We start from the raw sequence: 23,243 nt of genomic DNA on the forward strand, positions 1-23,243 counted from the left end.
CCCCCTTTTATCTATAAGTCTTTCATAAATTTATCTTATGGAAGACTTATTACATTTTTTTAGCCTCTTCCCAAAAAACATCCATTTCGGCAAGTGTCATATCTGCTAATGCTTTATTATTTTCTTTTGCCTTACTTTCAAGATATTGAAATCGTTTAATAAATTTTTTATTTGTGCGTTCCAAAGCATCTTCTGGATTTACATTAAGAAACCGCCCATAATTAATCATGGAAAATAATACATCTCCAAATTCTGCTTCAATATTATTTTGATCCTGAACTTTTACCTCATGTTGCAGCTCTTCGAGTTCTTCTTTTAATTTCTCGAATACTTGCTGAGGCTCTTCCCAGTCAAAACCAACACCGGCAACTTTATCCTGAATCCTACTTGCTTTAACTAGTGCAGGTAATGATTTTGGCACTCCTTCTAAAACACTACTTTTTCCTTCTTTGAGTTTAAGATTTTCCCAATTACGCTTGACATCTTCTTCATCATTTACTGTAACATCTCCATAAATATGTGGATGTCTATTGATTAGTTTTTCACAAATTCCATCAGCCACATCTGCTATATCAAATTCATTTGTTTCACTACCGATTTTAGCATAAAATACAATATGCAGTAATAGGTCACCTAGCTCTTTTTTAACCTCATCAAGGTCATTGTCAAGAATTGCATCTCCTAATTCGTATGTCTCTTCTATTGTGAGGTGTCTTAACGATTCTAGTGTTTGTTTTTTATCCCAAGGACATTGCTCCCTGAGTTCATCCATAATAGTTAATAATCTATCAAATGCCTTAAGTTGCTTTTCTCTTGAGTTCATAATATGGTTTAAATAGTAACGTTTTGCATTCGATTTTTGGTAGTTTCAAATTCGTTAAGCATATCTTGAACTATCGTTCCAGCTGGTTTAATATCGTGAATTATACCTGAGACTTGACCTATTTCTAATTCTCCTTCTACCAAATCTCCTTCAAACATACCTTTTTTAGCTCTTGCTCTACCCAACAAATTTTTTAATTCATCTATAGTAGTACCTTTACTATACAATTCAGCAACATCTTGATAAAATTTATTTTTTAACATTCTAACAGGGGCCAGTTCTTTTAAAGTAAGATGCGTGTCTCCTTCTTTAGCATCTACCACCATATTTTTGAAGTTTATATGAGATGAAGCTTCATGACTTGCCACAAAACGGCTTCCTACTTGAACCCCATCTGCACCCAACGCCATAGCTGCAAACATGGCCGTACCTGTCGCAATACCTCCTGCTGCAATTAAAGGAATTGTAATCTGTTCTTTTACCATTGGGATTAAGGCAAGTGTTGTAGTTTCATCTCTACCGTTATGGCCTCCTGCTTCAAAACCTTCAGCGACCACCGCATCTACTCCAGCCTCTTGTGCTTTCAAAGCAAATTTTAAACTACTTACCACATGTACTACGGTAATTCCTTTTTCTTTAAGATACTTTGTATATGTTTTTGGGTTACCTGCAGATGTAAATACTATTTTAATCTCTTCATCAAGAATAATCTGAATAATCTCTTCTAAATTAGGATACAACATAGGAATATTAACTCCAAATGGTTTATCCGTTGCTTTTTTACACTTTTGAATATGTTCTCTTAAAACATCCGGATACATTGATCCAGCTCCTATAAGTCCGAGTCCACCAGCATTACTAACAGCACTTGCTAGTTTCCAACCACTTGCCCATATCATTCCTCCTTGGATAATCGGGTATTGTATATGAAATAATTCTTTGATTTTATTCATTTATATTTTTCTTTAAAAACCCCAGAGGTAAGTCACCTTTGGGGTTTAGTATAAAATTATAAGATGTACAAGTTACGAAATTACACCAGACCCAACCAATTCTTCATCTATATACCAAGCCACAAATTGACCTTCTGTAATTGCACTTTGGTCATTTTCAAAAACCACGTACATTCCCGAATCTATTTGGTGCAATGTAGCTTTATCTAATGGTTGTCTATAGCGTATTCTTGCCATAACCTGAAGTTCTTCATCTACCTTTAGAGCTAAATCTTCTCTTACCCAATGTAACTCTTCATTTGAAATAAACAACGCTTTTCTATATAGTCCTGGATGACTTTTACCTTGTCCTGTATAAATAGTATTTGTATTTACGTCTGTTTCAATTACAAAAAGTGGTTCTGGAGTTCCTCCTACCGCCAATCCTTTACGTTGCCCTTTTGTATAGTAATGTGCGCCTTGATGTCTACCAACTATTTTTCCTTCATCAATGGCATATTGGTATTTTGTTGCGAGAAATTCTAATTCTTCTTTTTTAGATTCAAATTCAGGTATGACACGCGTATATTTATCTTCTGACGCCGGTATTTCAACAATATTACCTTCTTTAGGTTTTAACTTCTGCTGAAGAAAATCTGGCAAGCGTACTTTTCCTATAAAACATAATCCCTGAGAATCTTTTTTATCTGCAGTAACAAGATCTTGTTCTGCAGCAATTTCACGAACTTCTGGTTTTAGCAATTCTCCAACTGGAAACAGCGTTTTTGCCAGTTGCTCCTGTGATAATTGGCATAAAAAGTAAGATTGATCTTTATTTGGATCTTTTCCTGCTAACAAGCGGTGTACTTCTTTTCCATTTTCTACAATTGTTTCTTTTCTGCAATAATGTCCAGTAGCCACATAATCAGCTCCAAGAGATAACGCTATTTTTAAAAAAACATCAAATTTAATTTCTCTATTGCACAATACATCAGGATTAGGTGTACGTCCCTTTTCATACTCATGAAACATATAGTCGACAATACGCTCTTTGTATTGTTCACTAAGATCAACCGTTTGAAATGGTATTCCTAACTTTTCTGCTACCAATAATGCATCATTACTATCATCTAACCATGGACATTCATCAGAAATAGTAACGGAATCATCATGCCAATTTTTCATAAAAAGGCCAATAACCTCATAACCTTGTTCTTTAAGCAAATAAGCCGCAACACTAGAATCAACTCCTCCTGATAATCCTACGATTACTCTCTTCATCAAAAATTCCTTTCTTTTATAAACTCTTACAGAGTCTTTTTAAAATTATTTTGCAAAAGTAATAAGTAAATACTTTAGAGACAGTCTACTTTAACTAATTTTTGGAATAGCTTGATAAAAGAATATGTAAAACCCAATATTATATTTAAAAATATAAAGGACATTCTATATATAGAATACGTTTTATCATGTCTTATTTTATAGTAGACTTTGGGATTCCTGGCACAGTTGTTCTAAATGATGATGCTGGTAAGTTATCACCATTAAATAAGGTCGCCTCTACCCAATTAAACCATGCATACCTTGCCTGAGTTGGATTAGGAACAGTAGAGGAAGTTAGTTCGATGGTTCCATTTTTTACAACAGCGTTTGCTTTTTTAAAATCTCCATTTTCTCCGGCTATCTCAAAATTACCGTCACCTGTAATTTTTAAGCCCTTGTTATGCGAAAATTTAAGAATTCCTTTTCCGCTTTCAAATTCTGACGATATATAAGTAGGACCTGAATACGCTACATTTTGATTGTACTGTTTAGCTAAAGCCCAAAACGCTAATCTCATGCCCGCTTCTTGTTTTTTACTAGGGTGAATCTGCTTTCGTTCACCCGTGTCTAATAAAACAGCCGTACCTACATCGGGAATATTTTGTGCTAAAAATTGAGCTTCTCTTACTTCTTGAGATTTTGCATTTACATTATACTCATATGGTGTAATTTGTGCTATATAGAACGGCATATTTACATTTTTAAATGCAGTTCTCCATTCAGTAATTAAATTTCTAAGTATGTCTCGATATTGAATACCATCACCAGAATTATTTTCTCCTTGATACCATGTTACCCCTTTTATAGTATACGGTGTAACTGGATAAATCATTCCATTATAAATTGCTCCTGGAGTATTAAACCCCTGTTGACCGTTGTTAATGTGATCTATTTTATATTTCCCTGTATTTGGTGTTTGTTTAGCAATTTCTAAATCGGCCATAACGTTCTCGAAACCATTGATAGCAGTAAGAGAATTACTTGATGTCCATGCTTCGCCTTTAGAATTTCCTCTTGCTGCAACAATAACACCTATAGGCACATTTAGTTTTTTATATAGTTCTCTTGCAAAGAAATAGGCTGTCGCTGAAAAATGTTTAGCATTATCAGGGTTACAAATAACCCATTTACCAAAAACTTCATTCTCTTGCAAGTACGATGCTTTTTTAGCTACTCTAAAGACTCTTATTTTAGGAAAGTTTGCCGCACTAATTTCTTGACTAGCATTAACGATGGTACCTCCTGCCCCCCATCCTTTCATAGGCATTCCCATATTAGATTGACCAGAACAAAGCCAAACTTCTCCTAATAAAATTCCTCCAAAATTATACGTTTTTGTTTTATCTTTAATATTTAATGTATAAGGACCTCCCGCATCTCCTGTCGGAATTTTCACACTCCAACTGCCTTTATCAGATATTTTTGTGGTAACACTATTTTCGTTACCTAAAGTAATAGTAACCAAATTACCTGGTGTTCCCTCTCCCCAGATATTAACATTAGTATTACGTTGTAAAACAGCGTTTTGTTTAATCAAGTTTGTGACTGACAATGTCTGTGATACCGAAGGCATCACAATCAATAAACAAAACAAAATTGTAACATTTGTTTTTTTAACCAATTGATTTAATAACAATTTGCATCTTAAAAAGTGAGAGATCATCATCTATTGTTGTTCTTTACATTTTATGATCAAATATTTTATATAACAACCAATTGTCATTACTTGGAAGCGGCATCTTTAATAATAAATTTCTCCTGATCACCTACTATAGATTTATTACATGTTAGTCCTTCTACACTTCCATTATTATGACTCACATACGCTCCATTATTTCCTTTAATAGCGTACAAATCTCCTCCTAGAGGTTCTAGAGTAAATTCCTCCCAAGCCTCTGCTTTTTTTCGATTGCATCTCATCGGCTTAAGTCCGTCCTCAGAACTAAAATATGACCCATTACTTCCTTTAATAGCTACTCTTCCTCCACCTACTGACTCTATACTAAATCGTTCCCAAATATCAACTTTAGTTCGATTGCAGGTTATTGGTCTAAGTCCATTTTCTGAACTAACATATAAATTATTACTCAAGGCGCGGATACTTATATTTTCTCTATTCGCTATATCTAAATCTTTCGATTCTTCTTCGATAACTTGAGTTGTAGTTATAGCCTGTATTTTAGCCACACTTCTAGTGGGAGCATCACTTGCTACTGGTCGTCGATCAGACAAATTAGTTAACGCTCCTAACATAACATTATAATATCTAGAATCTTGACCATTATTCATTATTGATAAAACTCTATATTGACTGGACATTTTTCCTGTGGGAGTCTTACCATTTACATCTACAACTTTACATGTAGCGCCTTTGATTGTTGATAGATTACTTAAAAATTTATCTATTGTTATATTCTCTTGTCCTAAAGGCACTTTTATTACTTTGGCTCCTTGGTCTATTTTATATTTTTCTGAAAAAACAAAAGCCGTAAATGTTCTAAAAGATGATGCTGGTAGACCATCCATATTATACAATGTAGGGACTACCCAATTTGACCATCCATATCGCACTTGTGTTGGATCTGTTACCTCGTTAGATGAAACTTCTAATACATCATTATTTATAGCTACATCAGCTTTATGAAAAACACCATCTATACCAGAAATTTCAAAATTGTTTGGTCCTTTACTAAGTTTAAGTCCATCTCCAATATTATTAAACTTTAATTTCCCTTCTCCGTTTTCAAATTCTGCAGATTTATAAATCGGTCCAGAATATATTAACTCATTAAAATTATATTGTTTAGCTAAAGCCCAAATTGCTAATCGTTTACCTACATCTTGTTTATTACCTGGGTGTATTTTCCATCGATCACCAAGATCTAAAGTAACTGCCATTCCGGTGTTACGTATATCTTTCCCCATAAATTGAACTTCTCTAACCTCGTAGCTATTATGTTTATTATTATCATAATTCTGAAATGGTGTAATTTGAGCATAATAAAACGGTAATTCTTCACTCTTGAATGCTTTTCTCCATGACTGAATAAGAGCAGGAAAAATTGAACTATATAGTTTTGGATTATCAGAATTTGATTCTCCTTGATACCAAATTACACCTTTTATAGTATATGATTTAATCGGAGAGATCATACCATTAAATAATGCAGCAGGTGTTTCGAATTGTTTGGTATCATCATTTATATAATCCAATGTATACGGCTTATTTTTGGTTTTAGATCGTGTTAAATCTCTTTCTATATTTTCAAAACCTACAACTTTTTTCAATTCATCAGTAGATGTCCATGCTTCGGCCTTTGAACTTCCTTTAGTCGCCTGAATTATTCCTATTGGAACATTTAATTTATTATATAATTCTCTAGCAAAAAAGTAAGCTACAGCAGAAAAATTATTGGCATTAGTTGGATTACATATACGCCATATACCGTTAGCCTCATATTTTGGATCAAAAGAAGCATTTCGTTCTACTTGAAAAATTCTAATTTTTGAAAAATTTGCTTTTGCTATTTCTGTAGCTGCATTATTCACACTACCGCCAGCTCCCCATCCTTTTAATGGTAACTCCATATTAGATTGCCCAGAAGCCACCCAAACTTCTCCTAAAAGTATATTGCTAAAGGTTAACGTTTGATTCTCATCTTTTATGACCAATTTATATGGTCCCCCTGCTTCTTTAGTTGCTACTTTAGTTTTCCAGTCGCCATTATTATTAACTAATGCAGTAGCAGCGATTCCCCATTCTGGTTCTATTGTCACTATACTTCCTGGTTTCCCTTTACCCCATATATTAACATTTGAATTACGTTGTAAAACAGAATTATCTCTAATAAAATTGGTTACAGAAAATTGTTTTTGTGCGGGTTCCTTTTTAGAAACAAACTCTATATAGTCTATGTTAATTGCATACTTATCATCTGAAAAAATTTCTAATCTAAGTACATGTTTACCTTTTTTTATTTTAGTATTTACTTTATACTCTTTCCATTCACTAAACCAACCTGCCTTTGGGTTTACTTCTATTCTTGATGATATTTTTTTCTCATCAATAAATAATTGAAATCCTTTAGACCCTACATTCCTAGCAGTGGCCATAATCGATATTGTATAGCTTCCTTTATCTTTTGCATTAAATGTATATTCTAGCCATTCACCATCGCTAGTCCAACCAACAATATGACCATTAGATTTATTCGCTTTAGGCTCAATCTCTACACCTACATCTTCTCCTGTTCTATAGTTAGCGACTTTATCTGCTTCTCCTTTATTAACATCATGATATGAAACACCCTCTCCTCCTGTATCATAATTTTCAGCTTCAATTATGCAAGGTATATTATTTGATCCTTTATAAGTGGATTGTTGCGCTGTAGCAACAGTATAGCAAAAGCTTAATGTTAATAGTAATATTCTCATCATCTTTTTTGACCAGAAAGATTCTGAAATTTCCCTTATTGTTATCATAAATCTGTTATTTAGTTTTATTGGTAATCTGTAATTAGTCTTTTCCCGACTAGACTATTGTATTATTTCTAAATTTTAATCAAAATTCTTAAACATCTATAAAACTGCATATAAATTTATATTTGAACCATAACGTATGTTTAAATGAATAAAACATATCTCTATATTTATATAAAATATGTTAATTTTTTAGCATTATTAAAGTAAGGCATAACAATACAATACATATCCGTATACCTACCATAAATTCATAGAAAACTCCTAAAATGATTCATAAAATATAAAAGCCTCAAATTCAAATGAATTTGAGGCTTTTATATTTTATTTAGTTTTAAAAGTTAGTTATTAGCGCCACTTTTAGGCAATGGGAATTTCTTTTGTTCTTTTAATTTTCCGTTATCATAATATTTCCAGATACCGTTTTTTTGGTTCCTTTTATAATTACCTTCTATAATAAGAACTCCTTTTGTATCATAATACTTGGTAAGACCATGTAATCTATCATTTTCGTAGGTAAAATCTTTAATAACGATTCCATCTTCAGAATAAATTATTCTTTTCCCTTCCCTTTTTCCATCGGCATAAGTATTCTTTTCTGTGAGCTTACCATTTTCAAAATAAGTAAGTTGCTCTCCATGTAATTTACCCAAACGATAGTTCTCGGTCATCATGATTTTATCGGATCCATTATGATAATATTTCCATAATCCAACTCTATCTTTATTAATCATGTTACCTTCACTGATAACCTTTCCTTTTTGGGTAAAATATTTCACCACTACAGTATCGCTTTGTGAGGAGAATGTTTTTATCGCTGTAGGGTTTTTACCTCCACTTGGCTTATAAAACTTAAACTCACCTATTTCCTTACCATGTTCAAAAGTCCCCTCATATCTTAATTGATTACTGTTCGGAAACTTTTTTTGCCATTGTCCATGTCTTTTTCCTTCAGCGTCATAATTGTTGTATTTCTGAGCAACCACAGAAATACATGTAAAAAAATAAATAAAGAATAAAAATCTACTTCGCATAATTACTAATTGATTTGGAACATTATTTCAACGGATGTAAATTCCAAAAAGTATACCAATATTATAAAATCCTAATGATAAAGATAAATTTTAAATATAAAAAGCCCCAAAATTGGAGCTTTTTATAACATAATGTTAATATAATTCTATTTCTTATTATTTTTTTGTTGTTCTGCTTGCTCCATCAACTCTTTCATCTTCTTCTGAAATTTACCTTGTTTTTTAGGTTTCTTTTTATTCTCTTGAATTTTTGCATGAATTTTATCTTCATCAATTATTACATTTTTGATGACCAACATAATACCAATAGTAATTAAATTAGAAATAAAATAATATAATGACAATCCACTGGCATAATTATTAAAGAAAAATAGCATCATTAATGGAGACAGGTACATGATGAATTTCATATTTGGCATCCCTGGCTGCTGTGTTTGCATAGTTTGCCCAGTTGTCATTGTCATGTAAATGAATATCGCTACCGACGCTAATATTGGGAATAAACTAATATGGTCTCCATAAAAGGGGATTTCAAATGGTAATTGTGCTATATTATCGTAACTTGATAAATCATCTGCCCATAAAAAGCTCTTTTGTCTTAATTGAAAAGCACTTGGAAAGAAATTGAATAATGCATAAAACACAGGGATTTGCATTAAAGCTGGCAAACAACCACTCATAGGATTAACACCTGCTTTACCATACAACGCCATAGTCTCTTGTTGCTTTTTCATGGCATTATCCTTATGCTTTTCATTGATTTCTGTAATCTCAGGACGCAATACTTTCATTTTTGCCTGAGACAAATACGATTTATAGGTAACTGGAGACAATATGATACGGACAATAATAGTCATTACAATAATTGCCACTCCGTAAGGCAAAAACCCACTTAAGAACCCAAAAAATGGTATAAATAGATATCTATTAATAACTCCAAAAATCCCCCAACCAAGTGGTACAATTTCGTCTAGATTTCTATTATAACCATCCAAAATTTTATAATCTGTAGGACCATAATACCAGTCCATATTATAATTTAGCTCCCCTGCCGTTAGCTCTAATGGCATTGAGACTGCAAACTCTTTAGTTACCTTAATATCTTTATCATCAAGTTCACTCTTACTCGCAATGTTTTTTGATGTAAACGAAGCTGTTTTAAATGCTGTATCAGTTAATAAAATAGATGTAAAAAAGTGTTGTTTAAAGCCTATCCAAGTAACATTTTCTTCTTGATCATCATCAAATTCTCCTTGTCCAGTAAAACTATCTTTACCTCCGTCATATTCATAATGTATATCTGTATATCTATTTTCGTATGATGCACTTTTTGCGTGTCTTGTTCCTTGAAGTTTCCAATCAAGATTAATCGTTTGACTACTATTAATAACTTGTTGTAGTCCTTGAGATCTAATGGTAAAATCTACCATATAATCGTTTGGTTTCAACTCATATCTATATTCTAAAAATTTAGAATCAGAAACCTTAAGTTTCATAGATAAAATAGTATTCTCACCATTTTTAGACATTTTAGGTTCAAAAAATAGGTCTTTTGTATTTAAAATTCTATTATCTGTAGTCCCAAAGTTCAGATTAAAAGATGCATTTTTACCATCTTTAATAAGATACACAGGAACCGAATCATATGTTTTAAAATTCTTTAAAAGTGCTTCAGAAATGTATCCTCCTCTGTTATTTATTTTTAAACTTAATACTTCATTTTCAATTTTTGTAAACTCATCTTTTGCCGATGGTAAACTTGCTGAATATGCAAATGCTCCTAATTGAGATTTTGCTCCTGCTAATGCTACGGAATCTTGAGGATTTACTACAATAGCTTCGCTTTCTGTTACAAAGTCAGTTGTTGCAGTAGTATCTTCGTTTGATGTTTTTTCTTTTTCAGCTTGTTCTTTTGCTACTTTTTGTGCTTCTATTTCTTCTGGAGTCGGCTGATTCGTATAAAACATAAATGCTACGATTCCAAAAATAAGTGCAAACCCTATTATTGAATTAAGGTCAAATTTCTTTTCTTCCATGTATTGATGTATAAAAAGCCTTAATCTGAATCATCAGGAAGGCTTTTAAGGTTATTTGTATCATTTTAATGTCAATTATCTAGCCAATCACTACCCCTGTGACACTTTGGCATTTTTCTTATTCTTAGAATAGACAACAGCCGCTTTTACAAAAGCTATAAATAATGGATGAGGATTAGCCACAGTACTCTTATATTCTGGATGATACTGCACCCCAACAAACCAAGGATGATCAGAAACTTCTATTATTTCTACCAAACCTGTCTTAGGATTCACTCCTGTTGTTTTTAGTCCAGCTTGCTCTAACTGCTCCTTATATTTATTATTATATTCATAGCGATGACGATGACGTTCTGAAATCATAGTCTCACCATAAGCTTCAAAAACTTTACTATTTTCAACAAGTTCACAGTTCCAAGCTCCCAAACGCATTGTTCCTCCCATATCGGTGATACTTTTTTGCTCCTCCATAATATCAATTACGGGATTAGAAGTGTTTTCATCAACCTCAACAGAACAAGCATCTTTTAAGCCCAATACATTTCGCGAATACTCTATCACTGCCATTTGCATCCCTAAACAAATTCCAAAAAATGGCAACTTGTGTTCTCTTGCAAACTGAACTGCTTTAATTTTGCCTTCGATTCCGCGCTCTCCAAATCCTGGAGCGACTAATATTCCGTCTAAATGTGCTATTTTTTCACTAATGGTAGCATCATCAATATATTCTGAATGAATACTAACTACATTAACTTTTACTTCATTTTCTGCTCCAGCATGAATAAAAGCTTCTAAAATTGATTTATAGGAGTCTTGTAATTCTACATACTTACCAACAAGTCCTACTGTTACTTCAAATTTTGGGTTTTTATGTCGTTGCAAGAATTTATTCCAATTTTCAAGATTAGGAACGTTATCATCTCTTAATACCAATTGTTTTAAGACAACAGCATCTAATCCCTCGTCTAACATTAAGTTTGGGACATCATATATTGTGGATGCATCTATTGACTGGATCACCGCCTCTTGTCGTACATTACAAAATAGTGCTAGCTTTCGTCTTAAATCATCAGACAGTTCGTGCTCTGTTCTACATACTAAAATGTCTGCTTTGATACCACTCTCCATCAAAGTTTTTACACTATGCTGCGTAGGTTTAGTTTTTAGCTCACCTGCAGCAGAAAGATAAGGTATTAACGTTAAATGTATGACCAGAGCATTAGTATCTCCTAGTTCCCATTTTAATTGTCGCACTGCTTCTATATAAGGAAGAGATTCAATATCACCTACTGTTCCTCCAATTTCTGTAATTACAATGTCATAATTACCACTCTTTCCTAAAATCTGAATTCTTTCTTTTATCTCATTGGTAATATGAGGTACGACCTGAACTGTTTTTCCTAAAAACTCTCCTCTTCTTTCTTTTTCGATAACACTTTGGTATATTCTACCTGTGGTCACGTTATTAGCTTGAGATGTTGGGTTATTTAAAAATCTTTCATAATGCCCTAAATCGAGATCTGTTTCTGCTCCATCATCAGTAACATAACATTCTCCATGCTCATATGGATTTAGTGTTCCTGGATCAACATTGATATAGGGGTCCAATTTTTGAATGGTAACTCTATACCCTCTCGCTTGTAGCAGTTTTGCTAATGAAGCTGCTATAATCCCTTTTCCTAAAGAGGAAGAAACACCTCCCGTTACAAAAACATATTTGGTATTAGACATGTATACTTAACTATTAGTATGTTGCATTTAAATTCTGCGCAAAAGTACAAAGAAGTCATGAATTGATGCATTGAAAACCAAGCAATATTCATGAACTTATTCAGATTTCTTTAACAATTCAAAAAACTAAGAATCAGTTTATTACTTCTACAAAAAGAAAAATCCCGTCTATTGACAGGATTTTTTTATATAAAATTAGATTCTACTCTTCTTCATCTGATGCTTTATCTTCTGGTTCTGAGAAATCTGTCATTCCTTTGGATTGTAAAATATTATACCATTGAATAACTTTTTTCATATCACTAGTGTATACTCTATCCTCATCGTAATCAGGAAGCACTTCACTAAAATAAGCTTCTAATTTATTCTTGGGCTCTTTATGACTTATAGCTTGTTCTCCATTCTCTTTATCTTGTATCTTCTTAAAAATATCACGTAAAGGAACTTCCTCGGTAAAGGTATAAATTGCTATTTCACTAAGAATACTTACATTATGACGTATACTTACTGATATTTTTTTCCCATCTAATAGGGATTCAGCTAAAAAACCACTACGAGTTTGTGTTTTTAACTCATATAAACCTGGTTTTCCAGAAATTGCTAATATTTTATCTAAGCCCATAAATATTTATTTCAAAAGTTGGCAAATATCAGTAGTTCGTTTCAAAAAATCAAACATTACTACTACAAATATTTTTAAAGTATATTATCTTCCTTTTTTCATTAAAGGAAAACGCATGCGATACTCTGCATTAATTTTACCTTTAGAAATATTAGTTAATTTTCCTTTAATCAAACGTTTTTTAAGACTAGATAGTTTATCTGTAAACAAGATTCCTTCTATATGGTCATATTCATGTTGAATAACCCTTGCTATTAATCCGTCATAAACTTCTGTATGCTCAACGAAGTTCTCATCAAAGTAGTTTATTTTGATTGTATCTTTCCGAAAAACATCTTCTCTTATATCGGGTATACTTAAGCATCCTTCGGTAAAAGCCCATTCTTCTCCGGTTTCTTCAATAATTTGAGCATTAATAAACACCTTCCTAAAATCCTTTAAACTACTAGCTTCTTTTTCTGTTAATTCATCATCTTCAGAAAATGGTTCTGCATCTACCAAAAATAATCGAATAGGAAGCCCTATCTGCGGAGCAGCCAATCCAACACCATGAGCATTATACATGGTTTCGAACATATTTTCTAGCAATTCTTCAAGTTTCGGGTAATCTTTTTCGATTTCCTTAGCTTTTTTCTTTAATACAGGATCTCCGTATGCTACAATTGGAAGTATCATAATTATTATTTAATGTTTTAAAGATTATACAAATAATCTTGCAGTATAATCGTGGCACTTATTTGATCTACTAATGCTTTATCTCTTCGTTTCTTTTTCGAAATTCCGCTGGCAATCATAGTATCGAAAGCTATTTTAGAAGTAAAACGTTCATCAATTCTCTTAACAGGAATATCAGGAAGCATTTTATTTAGTTTTTCTAAAAATGGTTTAATCAATTTTTCACTTTCTGACGGCTCTCCATGTAATCTTTTAGGTTCCCCAACTATAAAGAGCTCTACGGGTTCTTTAGACACATAATCTTTTAGCCAAGACAATAGTTCTTTGGTATCCACCGTGGTCAATCCAGATGCAATAATTTGAGATTCATCGGTAACTGCGATCCCACAACGTTTACCTCCATAATCTATAGCTAATATTCTTGCCATTTACATTTTTGTGCAAAAATATGATATTATCCTAAATAAACATTCTATTTATTAATGGTTTCCTAAAATATGGTTTATCCGTACTTATTTTCCAACTAAGCTATTATCTTTACGAAAATTTTATAAATCAATGAACCAACTAAAAGAAACTATAGAAAAGGCCTGGGAAAACAGAGACCTTTTAAAAGAGTCAGATACTCAAGCAGCAATACGAGAAGTTGTAAACTTACTTGATTCTGGTGAACTTAGGGTAGCAGAACCTGTAGAAGGGGGATGGCAAGTAAACGAATGGGTAAAAAAAGGAGTCGTATTGTATTTCCCTATTCAGAAAATGGAAACATTAGAGGCTGGAATTTTTGAATACCATGACAAAATTCCTTTAAAGAGAGATTATGAAGCCAAAGGAATTCGTGTTGTCCCAAATGCTGTCGCACGACATGGTGCCTATATATCTCCGGGTACAATTTTAATGCCTAGCTATGTAAATATAGGGGCATATGTTGACAAAGGAACAATGGTCGACACATGGGCAACTGTTGGAAGTTGTGCGCAAATAGGAAAAAATGTACATCTTAGTGGAGGTGTTGGTATTGGAGGTGTATTAGAGCCCTTACAAGCTGCTCCGGTAATTATAGAAGATAATGCTTTCATTGGATCAAGATGTATCGTTGTCGAAGGTGTTCGTGTTGAAAAAGAAGCTGTACTTGGTGCCAATGTAGTACTTACAGCATCTACAAAAATTATTGATGTTACAGGAGATACACCTGTAGAAAGAAAAGGTGTAGTGCCTGCCGGTTCTGTTGTTATACCAGGGAGTTATACAAAAGAATTCGCAGCAGGATCATATAATGTTCCTTGTGCATTAATTATTGGTAAGCGTAAAGAAAGTACTGACAAAAAAACCTCTTTAAATGATGCGCTTCGTGAATACGATGTTGCCGTTTAATGTAGGTATGATATAATGAGCTTGTCTTAAATATATTTAGGACGAGCTCAATTGTTTTAATCGATAGTCATGAAAATTTTAGTCATTCAACAAAAAATGATCGGTGATGTACTTACAAGTACTATTATTTGTGAAGCATTGCGAAAAGAATACCCCAATGCAACTATTGATTATTTAGTCAATTCTAGCACTAGACCTGTATTGACTGAAAATCCTTTTTTTGATAAAATAATAGAGTTTAAAAATCAATATCGTGAAAGTAAGATTGATTTCTATCATTTTTTGGTGTCTATCAAAAAATCAAAATATGATTTAGTTATTGATGCCTATGGAAAATTAGAAAGTAATCTTATTTCACTATTTTCTAAAGCTCCAAAAAGAGTATCATTTTACAAATGGTACACTCAATTTATATATACTCAAGTAATTCATAGAGCATCCGAGCCTATTACCAACGCCAGTATTGCGATTGAAAACAGGCTTCGTTTGGTTTTTCCTGAAAACAGAATAACTTCTGAAATTATTAAACCAAAAATATTTCTTACCGAAGATGAGAAACAAATAGCTAACGAATACTTAAAATCTAATCATATTACTCAAAATAAACCTTTGATAATGATTAGTGTTTTAGGAAGTAGCCCAAATAAAACATTGCCTTTTAAATACATGGCTAAAGTAATTGATGAAATTGTTTCGACCACGGGAGCAAATGTCCTTTTTAATTATATGCCAAATCAGGAAAAGGATGCACGAACAATTTATAATCTTACAAATTACAAAACTCAAAAACATATTCATTTTGATGTATTTGCTAAAAGTTTACGAGGTTTTATAGCGATTCTTTCCCATTGTGATGCTTTAATCGGAAATGAAGGTGGTGCCGTTAATATGGCCAAAGCATTGAATCTTCCAACCTTTACCATTTTTTCACCATGGATTATAAAAAAAGATTGGAATATGTTTGAGGACGGGATTGAAAACGATTCGATACACCTTATAGATATAAAACCTGAACTATACGTTGGTAATTCACCAAAAAAAATGAAAGATCAATCTCTAGAGTTATACCAAGAGTTTTCTTCAGAATATATTATACCTAAGCTTAGAAATTACTTAACACAAACCTTTAGCTAGTGGTCATGAGAAATCACATGTATCCAAATCAATCTCATACTTTTAAAAAATAATTATTTTTGTCCAAATTTTAGTAAAAAAAAAACAATATCGAATGATCAAACTCTCTGGAGTAATTATTACTTTTAATGAAGAAAGAAAAATTGAAAAATGTTTAGCTTCACTTCAAGGAGTTGTTGACGAAATTGTTGTTGTCGATTCCTTTTCGACTGATGATACTGCTAAAATTTGCAAAAAATATGGAGCTAATTTTATAGAACAAAAATTTCTAGGATATAAAGAACAAAAGAATTTTGCTATTACTCAAGCTAAATACGATTATATAGTCTCTTTAGATGGTGATGAGGCTTTGTCTCCAGAACTCCAACATTCGTTAATCAACCTAAAATCAAACTGGGAACATGACGGTTATTACACCAATCGATTTAATAACTTTTGTGGACAATGGATTAAATATTCGGATTGGTATCCCGATAAAAAACTAAGAGTCTTTAAAAAAGGAAAAGGAGAATGGAAAGGTATAAACCCTCACGATTCTTATAAATTGCACTCCCCTAAAAACTACGGTAAATTAAAAGGAGATATATTACATTGGAATTACCCAACATATAAGGCGTACAATCAACAAATTGAAAAATTTTCGACTATATCGGCACAATCGTACTATGCTCTTGGAAAAAAAGCAACTTTATGGAAAATTCTATTTAATCCATCTTGGGCTTTTTTTAAGGCCTATATTTTACGTTTAGGATTCTTAGACGGTTTAAATGGTTTTGTTATTTGTATTCAAACGGCAAACCTTACTTTCTTAAAGTATATTAAATTAAGAGAACGCATTAAATCGGAGAATCTCCAGAAATAGTTTTATATTTTTTCTTCCAGAAGAATATTCTTTTCTTAACTCTGATTTTTCGATAAAATCGATATTGAAATTCTTTAGTATACGTCCACATAAGGTTAAATACCTTTTCTTCATCTTCTCCACTGCATTTTGCATACTCATTACTCATAATTTCTATCATAGACTTATGAATTGTTAGCTTAGCAAAATTCTTAATTCTAGTATCAAAATCCATTGTCCCGAACTCCATTCGATTAAGATCTACCAAATAAAACAAATAGTCGCCGTTCACTCTTTTTATCAATGTATTACCAGGTGAATGATCCAAGAAATTAATTCCATTTTCGTGGAGCTTATATGTAAACCGAGTGAAAGCTCTCAAAATAGCTTCATGATCAGAAATACTAAAATCTGTAGTAAGTTCTCTATATGTTAAATCACAGGCTACCAACTCGCTTACATAATAACTTTTATTAAATAAGAAGGGTGTCATATACAAATCATAAGCTACCGGTAATGGTGTACCTATTTCTTTAGACAATAGAGTACTCGCATATATGTATGACCTTTCAGCTTTCGATTTTCTAAAAAACCGATATGCTACTTTATTAATGAAATTAGGGATTTTAAATGATTTAATAGCATACTTCTTACCCTCGATCTCAACAATTTTTATAACATTACGATCTCCTTCTCCTAGGATTTCGGTATGATATTCAAAATTATGAATTGCATTCTTAATGGTAGGCTCAAGATGTTGTTGAGAAGAATTGACTATAAACTTGTTCTGCATTTGCTACAAAATAATGGCGTAAAGGTACTTATTTAAGAAGAGAAATCAAGTTCATTACATAATTAAAACAAGAATTAAAAGTTCTCTTTTTAATCCCATAGATGTATAAGCTAAAAATCAACTGGCATGTTTTAATATTACAAACCACATATTTAAATCAAAAAAAAAAGTTAAAATTAATATCTATTTTATTTACTTTGCAAAAAACAACCCCATGTATAAAATATTTCTAGAAACGCATAATATCAATAATATTCATACAGGTTTTGGTCAATTTAACTATCATTTACTTAAGGCGTTTAAAGAAATTAATGATCCAGATATCAGATTCTCTGTTCATACTCGTCCCATACAAGCGTTAAAACCTTATTTTGGTAATTTCTTCAAATACAAGCGCTATTTTGGAGCTAGACGTTATAAAGTTACTAGTGTTAGAAAAAAATATGATGTTTGGCACTCCTTAAACCAAAACACTAAAATAGAACCCTATCATAATCTACCTTATGTTCTAACAGTACATGATGTAAATTTTATTGAGGAAATTTCGAGTGACTTGAATCACGAAAGAAATCAAAGATTTATAGAAAAATTAAATAGAGCCGATGCGATTACTTATATTTCTGAATATGCTAAACAGTCTACTCATAAGTATTTTGAAATTCCAGATATACCTGAATATGTAATCTACAATGGTAATCCAATGGTTTCTTTTGAAAATTTAGATAATTTTTCTACCGACATTGATATAAGTAAAAAATACCTTTATGGTTTAGGAGATTTTTTAGAACGAAAGAATTTTCATCTCTTAGTAGAAATGATGCAACATTTACCAGAATACAATCTAATTATTTCTGGAAATGATACTAGACCATATGGAGAAAAAGTTAGAGAAACGATAACATCATTAGGTCTAGCTGATCGAGTTACTTTAACTGGGCGTGTCTCTGAACAAGAAAAACAATACTACATGAAAAACTGTAGTGCTTTTGTATTTCCTTCTGACCGAGAAGGTTTTGGACTACCTGTAATTGAAGCTATGCGATATGGTGTACCTATTTTTTTAGCAAATACGACGTCGCTTCCCGAAATAGGAGGTAAATATGCTTTCTACTGGAAAGACTTTAACACTAAAAATATGGCTGATTTATTAAAAAAGAATCTTGCATATTATAATGAAAATGAAACCGAATTTAGGACTAACCTCATAGAACGGGCAGATTTTTTTTCATGGAATAAAGCGGCAAAGCAATACATTGAGGTCTATAAAAATTTGATAAATAACTCTAAATAACGTTTATTATAAAATCAACCATTAGTATATTAGCAGCTTCAAAATATACTTTTTAAATACCTAAACATACAAAAATGGCTTTACAAATCATCATTGGTTTATTACTCTTAATAGGCATCATAATTTTGGGTAAAAAATTATCCAAACATAAATCACTATTTCCTCTTATGCCATTCAAATACAATTTTGCATTAAGAAGAGATACATTTGTAGAAACATTAAGACTTCTAGAACAAAGAAATGGCAAACTAATTGTAGAAACCGGTACCTCTAGAGATGGTCTTAAAAATACTCACGGAGATGGTGCGGCTACAATAGTATTTGGAAAATGGGCGCAAAGACATGGTGGCAAAGTTATATCGGTAGACATTAGCGAAGATTCGCTAAAAGGATCTCAAGAAGGTTTAAATGATGAAAATTTAAACAATGTAGTCACTCTTGAATTATCAGATTCAATTGCCTTTTTAGAAAATTTTGATCAAAAAATAGATCTATTATATCTAGATAGTTATGATTATTCTTTACACGATGAAGAAATACAAAGAAAAAGTCAAGAACATCATCTAAAAGAGTTTATCGCTGTTGAAAAAAACCTCCATGACGATACAATTATCCTTATTGATGATTGCGATTTACCTGGAGGAGGAAAAGGAAAGGTTGTAGTAGAGCATATGCTGAAGAAAGACTGGGTCATTGTAACAAATGCTTATCAAATTTTGATGGTTAAGAAAAGTAGTTTGAAGAACTAATATTTTAAATTATACAATATAAAAAGCGAGAATTCTTATTATAGAATTCTCGCTTCGTTGTTAAAAGCAATTACTTTCTAAACCTGTTAAAATTACCAGTTAATAGTATCTCTCCAACGATTTGCTGGCACATCACCAACCATTTTTTCTGTAATTACACCATTTACCCTAATATCCCAATTTGCTCCTGCTATTGGACCAGCAGCATTGATAGAGTTAAGCAATCTAGATTGATGAGATGCGCATTGTGATGAAAATGTTACTGACCCTACGTTAATATCACTTGGATGAGGGCGAATAGGCTGCCCTATTCTGTTTCTTAACACAGAACTATTTGAAACACTAATTGAAATCTCTCTTCTCTCCCCAGAAAGTCTCCAACGTCTGCGTTTATGATTATACTCTAATTTCACTCTTAAATGTATTGCGTATTGAGATACTTCGAAACCTGGTGCTCCTGAAGTAATGGTTTCTGCAAAAATCTCATGTACATATTTAAATGCTCTTGGCGAAGTGCCTTGAACTGCTCCAGTTCCGCAATTCTCAATATATTTCTGTTTTCTAAATTCACGTTGATTATTATCAAGAATAGATTTACCTGCACTAGCTTCTCCTTGTGAATCCAGAGTTATTGGACCCGCAATTACAGAACCTACTTGTCGTAGTGCAGTTCTATTAGATTTTTGGACATCAAGATCAATAGTATCGTCAAGTTCATAAAATTTACCGTCATCAAACCAAATTGTTTTACCCGCTACTTTAAATTGATGATCTTTATTTAAAATACCTTGTAGTGCATAGGATAAATCTACCCCTAACGCTCTATCTGGTGAGAAAAAAGTTTGCATCTCTAACATCTCTGTATCTAGTTTGGCAAACTCAAGATAACGTTGTCTAAACTCGTCCCAATTCTTAAAAGAAAATATTTCTTTGTTCAAAGAAATAGAAGATTCGTCACCAACCCCTTGCGGCATTATAGCGTCATTTTCGCTTTCACAGGAAATCATTCCCAATAAAGCTGCTGCTACTAAAAAGATTTTTTTCATAATATATAGGTTTTAATTGTGCACAAATTTCCTGTTGTGCATTCAGGTTTTTTTGCTTACTAAGCGGTTAACTTTTAGTAATGTCTCAAATCAATTATATGTTTCATAAAAAAACTATAACCTATGTTAATTATATACTAACAAGACATTCGTGTATCTTTATACAGAACATTTCTCCTCTTCTTTCCCTGTTATATCAAAATCCTAGATTTAGTTTGTTCATGAATTCAGAATCTATGGTAAAGCAACACATAGATGACTATACATATTTATCATAAACAATGAATTACTATGATATTTTGACTTTCTTTGCAAAAAAGAAATTTTGAATTTTACTCCATGATAGATCATCAAATAGAAATCGAAAAAACGCTAACTGTATTAAAAAGAGGTGGACTTATATTATACCCAACAGATACAGTTTGGGGAATAGGTTGTGATGCTACGAATCCTGGCGCAATTGATAAAGTATACAAGCTTAAACAAAGAGCCGAAAGCAAGACGATGATTTGTCTTGTGAATGATTTTAAAATGTTGCAGCAATATGTAGAAGAAGTTCCAGAAGTTGCATACGATATTTTAAAATATGCTACAAAAGCCACAACAATAATATATGATCGCCCCTTAAGAGTTTCGGAAAACATTATCGCTGAAGACAACACTTTGGGTATTCGAGTAGTCAGAGATCCTTTTTGTGGAAAATTAATTAGGAAACTAAAAAGGCCTATTGTATCTACATCTGCAAATATTAGTGGAAAACCTGCTCCAAAAAACTTTGAAGAAATATCTTCTGCTATTTTGGAAGGCGTGGACTATGTCGTAAATTTGCCTTTACAAAATAAAGGTGCTAAACCTTCTTCTATAATCAAAATTGGAGGTGACAGTACCGTTAAGATTATTAGGAAGTAAATTGTACATGTCTGAAGTTAAAAATCACAAAGAAGCCTTACAACTATCTATTTTTAAAACAATTACCCAAGCAACCACTAACTTAGATTTAGAAAGTTATGTTATTGGTGGATTTGTTAGAGATTATTTGTTGCAAAGAGGCACTGTTAAAGATATTGATATAGTTGCAATTGGTAGTGGGATAGCATTAGCCAAAGAAGTCTCTTCATTGTTATCTAATCATCCCAAAGTACAGGTTTTTAAAACCTATGGCACTGCAATGTTGAGAGCAGATGATATTGAAGTAGAATTTGTAGGAGCTAGAAAAGAATCCTACTCTAAAGATAGTAGAAACCCTCAAGTCGAAAATGGTACTTTACAGGACGACCAGAATCGTAGAGACTTTACAATCAATGCATTAGCACTGGATTTATCAAAAGAAAATTTTGGAGATATTTTAGACCCTTTTGGAGGTTTAGATGATCTAAAGTCAAAAATTATTCGTACACCATTAGACCCTGATATAACCTATTCTGATGATCCCTTACGTATGATGCGGGCCATTCGTTTTGCAACACAATTAAACTTTAAAATAGAAGAAGCTTCTCTTAATGCGATTACTAAAAACAAGGATCGGATAAAAATTATTACTCAGGAAAGAATTGTAGAAGAGCTACATAAAATTATGCTTAGCAGTAAACCATCGGTTGGTTTTAAGTTATTAGAAAAAACTGGTCTACTACCCTACATTCTTCCAGAATTAACTGCATTAAAAGGCATTGATGAAATAGAGGGACAACGACATAAAGATAATTTTTATCACACTCTTGAAGTCGTTGATAATATTTCAGAAAACACCAATGATTTATGGCTACGATGGGCTGCTTTATTGCATGATATTGGTAAAGCGCCTACCAAAAAATTCCATAAAAAAATAGGTTGGACTTTCCATGGTCATGAATTTGTAGGTTCTAAAATGGTTTTCAAACTTTTTAAACGTTTGAAAATGCCATTAAATGATAAAATGAAATTCGTTCAGAAAATGGTATTAATGAGTTCAAGACCAATCGTAATTGCGTCAGAAGTAACAGATTCTGCGGTACGCAGATTAGTATTTGATGCAGGCGATTATATTGAAGAATTGATGACTTTATGTGAAGCTGATATTACTACCAAAAACCCTAAACGTTTTAAAAAATATCACAATAACTTTAAGAAGGTTAGATTAAAAATGATTGAAGTAGAGGAACGAGATCATATTCGTAATTTTCAACCACCAGTTACGGGTGAAGAGATCATGAAAGCTTTTAGCATTAAACCCTCTAGAGAAATAGGTATTATTAAAGAAGCTATAAAAGAAGCAATTCTTGAAGGAGAAATACCAAATGAACATGAAGCTGCCTTCGAATTTATGATACAAAAAGGAAAACAACTAGGCCTAACCATAAAAAAACCAATACATTAAAAAAAAC

Annotated in this window: 20 protein-coding genes; 7 read left to right on the top strand and 13 right to left on the bottom strand. The window is 32.3% G+C overall.

The features are described 5' to 3' along the window. Positions 1-49: 49 nt before the first annotated feature. The 11 genes from mazG to ruvX all read right to left on the bottom strand — a co-directional run bounded on the left by mazG (position 50) and on the right by ruvX (position 14,083). A complete protein-coding gene (mazG, locus tag AWE51_RS11460) occupies positions 50-823 on the bottom strand; it encodes a nucleoside triphosphate pyrophosphohydrolase (RefSeq protein WP_066313667.1) in 774 nt (257 codons plus the stop codon). An 8-nt stretch (positions 824-831) separates the two neighbouring features. Then, the gene (locus tag AWE51_RS11465; RefSeq protein WP_066313668.1) at positions 832-1,776 is read right to left on the bottom strand and encodes an NAD(P)H-dependent flavin oxidoreductase; all 945 of its coding nucleotides are present in this window, start codon (positions 1,774-1,776) and stop codon (positions 832-834) included. Between the two features lie 72 nt (positions 1,777-1,848). Continuing rightward, positions 1,849-3,036, bottom strand: coding sequence for a tRNA 2-thiouridine(34) synthase MnmA (mnmA, locus tag AWE51_RS11470; RefSeq protein WP_066313669.1), 1,188 nt, complete (start codon positions 3,034-3,036; stop codon positions 1,849-1,851). A 193-nt stretch (positions 3,037-3,229) separates the two neighbouring features. Further along, on the bottom strand, positions 3,230-4,615 hold the full coding sequence (locus AWE51_RS11475) for a sialate O-acetylesterase (RefSeq protein WP_157766079.1): 1,386 nt from the start codon (positions 4,613-4,615) through the stop codon (positions 3,230-3,232). A gap of 185 nt (positions 4,616-4,800) precedes the next feature. Beyond that, positions 4,801-7,560, bottom strand: a complete 2,760-nt coding sequence (locus tag AWE51_RS11480) for a sialate O-acetylesterase (protein WP_066313671.1) — start codon at positions 7,558-7,560, stop codon at positions 4,801-4,803. A gap of 338 nt (positions 7,561-7,898) precedes the next feature. Next, positions 7,899-8,591 (bottom strand): toxin-antitoxin system YwqK family antitoxin, encoded by a 693-nt coding sequence (locus AWE51_RS11485; protein WP_066313672.1) that lies wholly within the window; start codon positions 8,589-8,591, stop codon positions 7,899-7,901. 146 nt (positions 8,592-8,737) lie between these two features. Continuing rightward, positions 8,738-10,627, bottom strand: coding sequence for a membrane protein insertase YidC (gene yidC, locus AWE51_RS11490; RefSeq protein WP_066313674.1), 1,890 nt, complete (start codon positions 10,625-10,627; stop codon positions 8,738-8,740). Between the two features lie 90 nt (positions 10,628-10,717). Further along, the gene (locus tag AWE51_RS11495) at positions 10,718-12,358 is read right to left on the bottom strand and encodes a CTP synthase (RefSeq protein ID WP_066313675.1); all 1,641 of its coding nucleotides are present in this window, start codon (positions 12,356-12,358) and stop codon (positions 10,718-10,720) included. A 202-nt stretch (positions 12,359-12,560) separates the two neighbouring features. Continuing rightward, on the bottom strand, positions 12,561-12,980 hold the full coding sequence (locus AWE51_RS11500; protein WP_066313676.1) for a DUF5606 family protein: 420 nt from the start codon (positions 12,978-12,980) through the stop codon (positions 12,561-12,563). A gap of 84 nt (positions 12,981-13,064) precedes the next feature. Then, positions 13,065-13,655, bottom strand: coding sequence for a peptide deformylase (def, locus tag AWE51_RS11505; RefSeq protein WP_066313679.1), 591 nt, complete (start codon positions 13,653-13,655; stop codon positions 13,065-13,067). A 17-nt stretch (positions 13,656-13,672) separates the two neighbouring features. Then, positions 13,673-14,083 carry a Holliday junction resolvase RuvX gene (gene ruvX, locus AWE51_RS11510; RefSeq protein ID WP_066313680.1) on the bottom strand — a complete coding sequence of 137 codons (411 nt, stop codon included), beginning with the start codon at positions 14,081-14,083 and terminating at the stop codon, positions 13,673-13,675. Positions 14,084-14,213: 130 nt separating this feature from the next. Here ruvX and AWE51_RS11515 point away from each other — a divergent pair, with 130 nt between their 5' ends. From AWE51_RS11515 to AWE51_RS11525, 3 genes are all read left to right on the top strand, one after another. Further along, positions 14,214-15,029, top strand: coding sequence for a 2,3,4,5-tetrahydropyridine-2,6-dicarboxylate N-succinyltransferase (locus tag AWE51_RS11515; protein ID WP_066313681.1), 816 nt, complete (start codon positions 14,214-14,216; stop codon positions 15,027-15,029). 69 nt (positions 15,030-15,098) lie between these two features. Then, on the top strand, positions 15,099-16,163 hold the full coding sequence (locus tag AWE51_RS11520) for a glycosyltransferase family 9 protein (protein ID WP_066313683.1): 1,065 nt from the start codon (positions 15,099-15,101) through the stop codon (positions 16,161-16,163). 94 nt (positions 16,164-16,257) lie between these two features. Then, positions 16,258-17,025 carry a glycosyltransferase family 2 protein gene (locus tag AWE51_RS11525; protein WP_066313685.1) on the top strand — a complete coding sequence of 256 codons (768 nt, stop codon included), beginning with the start codon at positions 16,258-16,260 and terminating at the stop codon, positions 17,023-17,025. On the opposite strand, the gene AWE51_RS11530 is transcribed toward AWE51_RS11525, so the two are convergent. Beyond that, entirely contained in the window at positions 17,000-17,797 is a 798-nt protein-coding gene (locus AWE51_RS11530) for a Kdo domain containing protein (protein WP_066313686.1), read from the bottom strand. The genes AWE51_RS11525 and AWE51_RS11530 overlap by 26 nt on opposite strands. 214 nt (positions 17,798-18,011) lie before the next feature. Between AWE51_RS11530 and AWE51_RS11535 the strand changes: the two genes are divergently transcribed. Both AWE51_RS11535 and AWE51_RS11540 read left to right on the top strand, forming a co-directional pair. Next, positions 18,012-19,088: a glycosyltransferase family 4 protein gene (locus AWE51_RS11535; RefSeq protein ID WP_066313687.1), complete on the top strand. Its 1,077-nt coding sequence runs from the start codon at positions 18,012-18,014 to the stop codon at positions 19,086-19,088. A 74-nt stretch (positions 19,089-19,162) separates the two neighbouring features. Then, the gene (locus tag AWE51_RS11540) at positions 19,163-19,837 is read left to right on the top strand and encodes a class I SAM-dependent methyltransferase (RefSeq protein ID WP_066313689.1); all 675 of its coding nucleotides are present in this window, start codon (positions 19,163-19,165) and stop codon (positions 19,835-19,837) included. A gap of 92 nt (positions 19,838-19,929) precedes the next feature. On the opposite strand, the gene AWE51_RS11545 is transcribed toward AWE51_RS11540, so the two are convergent. Beyond that, positions 19,930-20,883, bottom strand: a complete 954-nt coding sequence (locus AWE51_RS11545; protein ID WP_066313690.1) for a hypothetical protein — start codon at positions 20,881-20,883, stop codon at positions 19,930-19,932. 339 nt (positions 20,884-21,222) lie between these two features. On the opposite strand from AWE51_RS11545, the gene AWE51_RS11550 reads away from it, so the two are divergent. Together AWE51_RS11550 and AWE51_RS11555 are read left to right on the top strand one after the other, a co-directional pair. Further along, on the top strand, positions 21,223-21,792 hold the full coding sequence (locus tag AWE51_RS11550; protein WP_066313691.1) for an L-threonylcarbamoyladenylate synthase: 570 nt from the start codon (positions 21,223-21,225) through the stop codon (positions 21,790-21,792). 7 nt (positions 21,793-21,799) lie between these two features. After that, positions 21,800-23,236 carry a CCA tRNA nucleotidyltransferase gene (locus AWE51_RS11555; protein WP_066313693.1) on the top strand — a complete coding sequence of 479 codons (1,437 nt, stop codon included), beginning with the start codon at positions 21,800-21,802 and terminating at the stop codon, positions 23,234-23,236. The last annotated feature ends 7 nt before the right edge of the window (positions 23,237-23,243 follow it).

This window comes from Aquimarina aggregata, from assembly GCF_001632745.1.
In the GTDB taxonomy this organism is placed as follows: domain Bacteria; phylum Bacteroidota; class Bacteroidia; order Flavobacteriales; family Flavobacteriaceae; genus Aquimarina; species Aquimarina aggregata.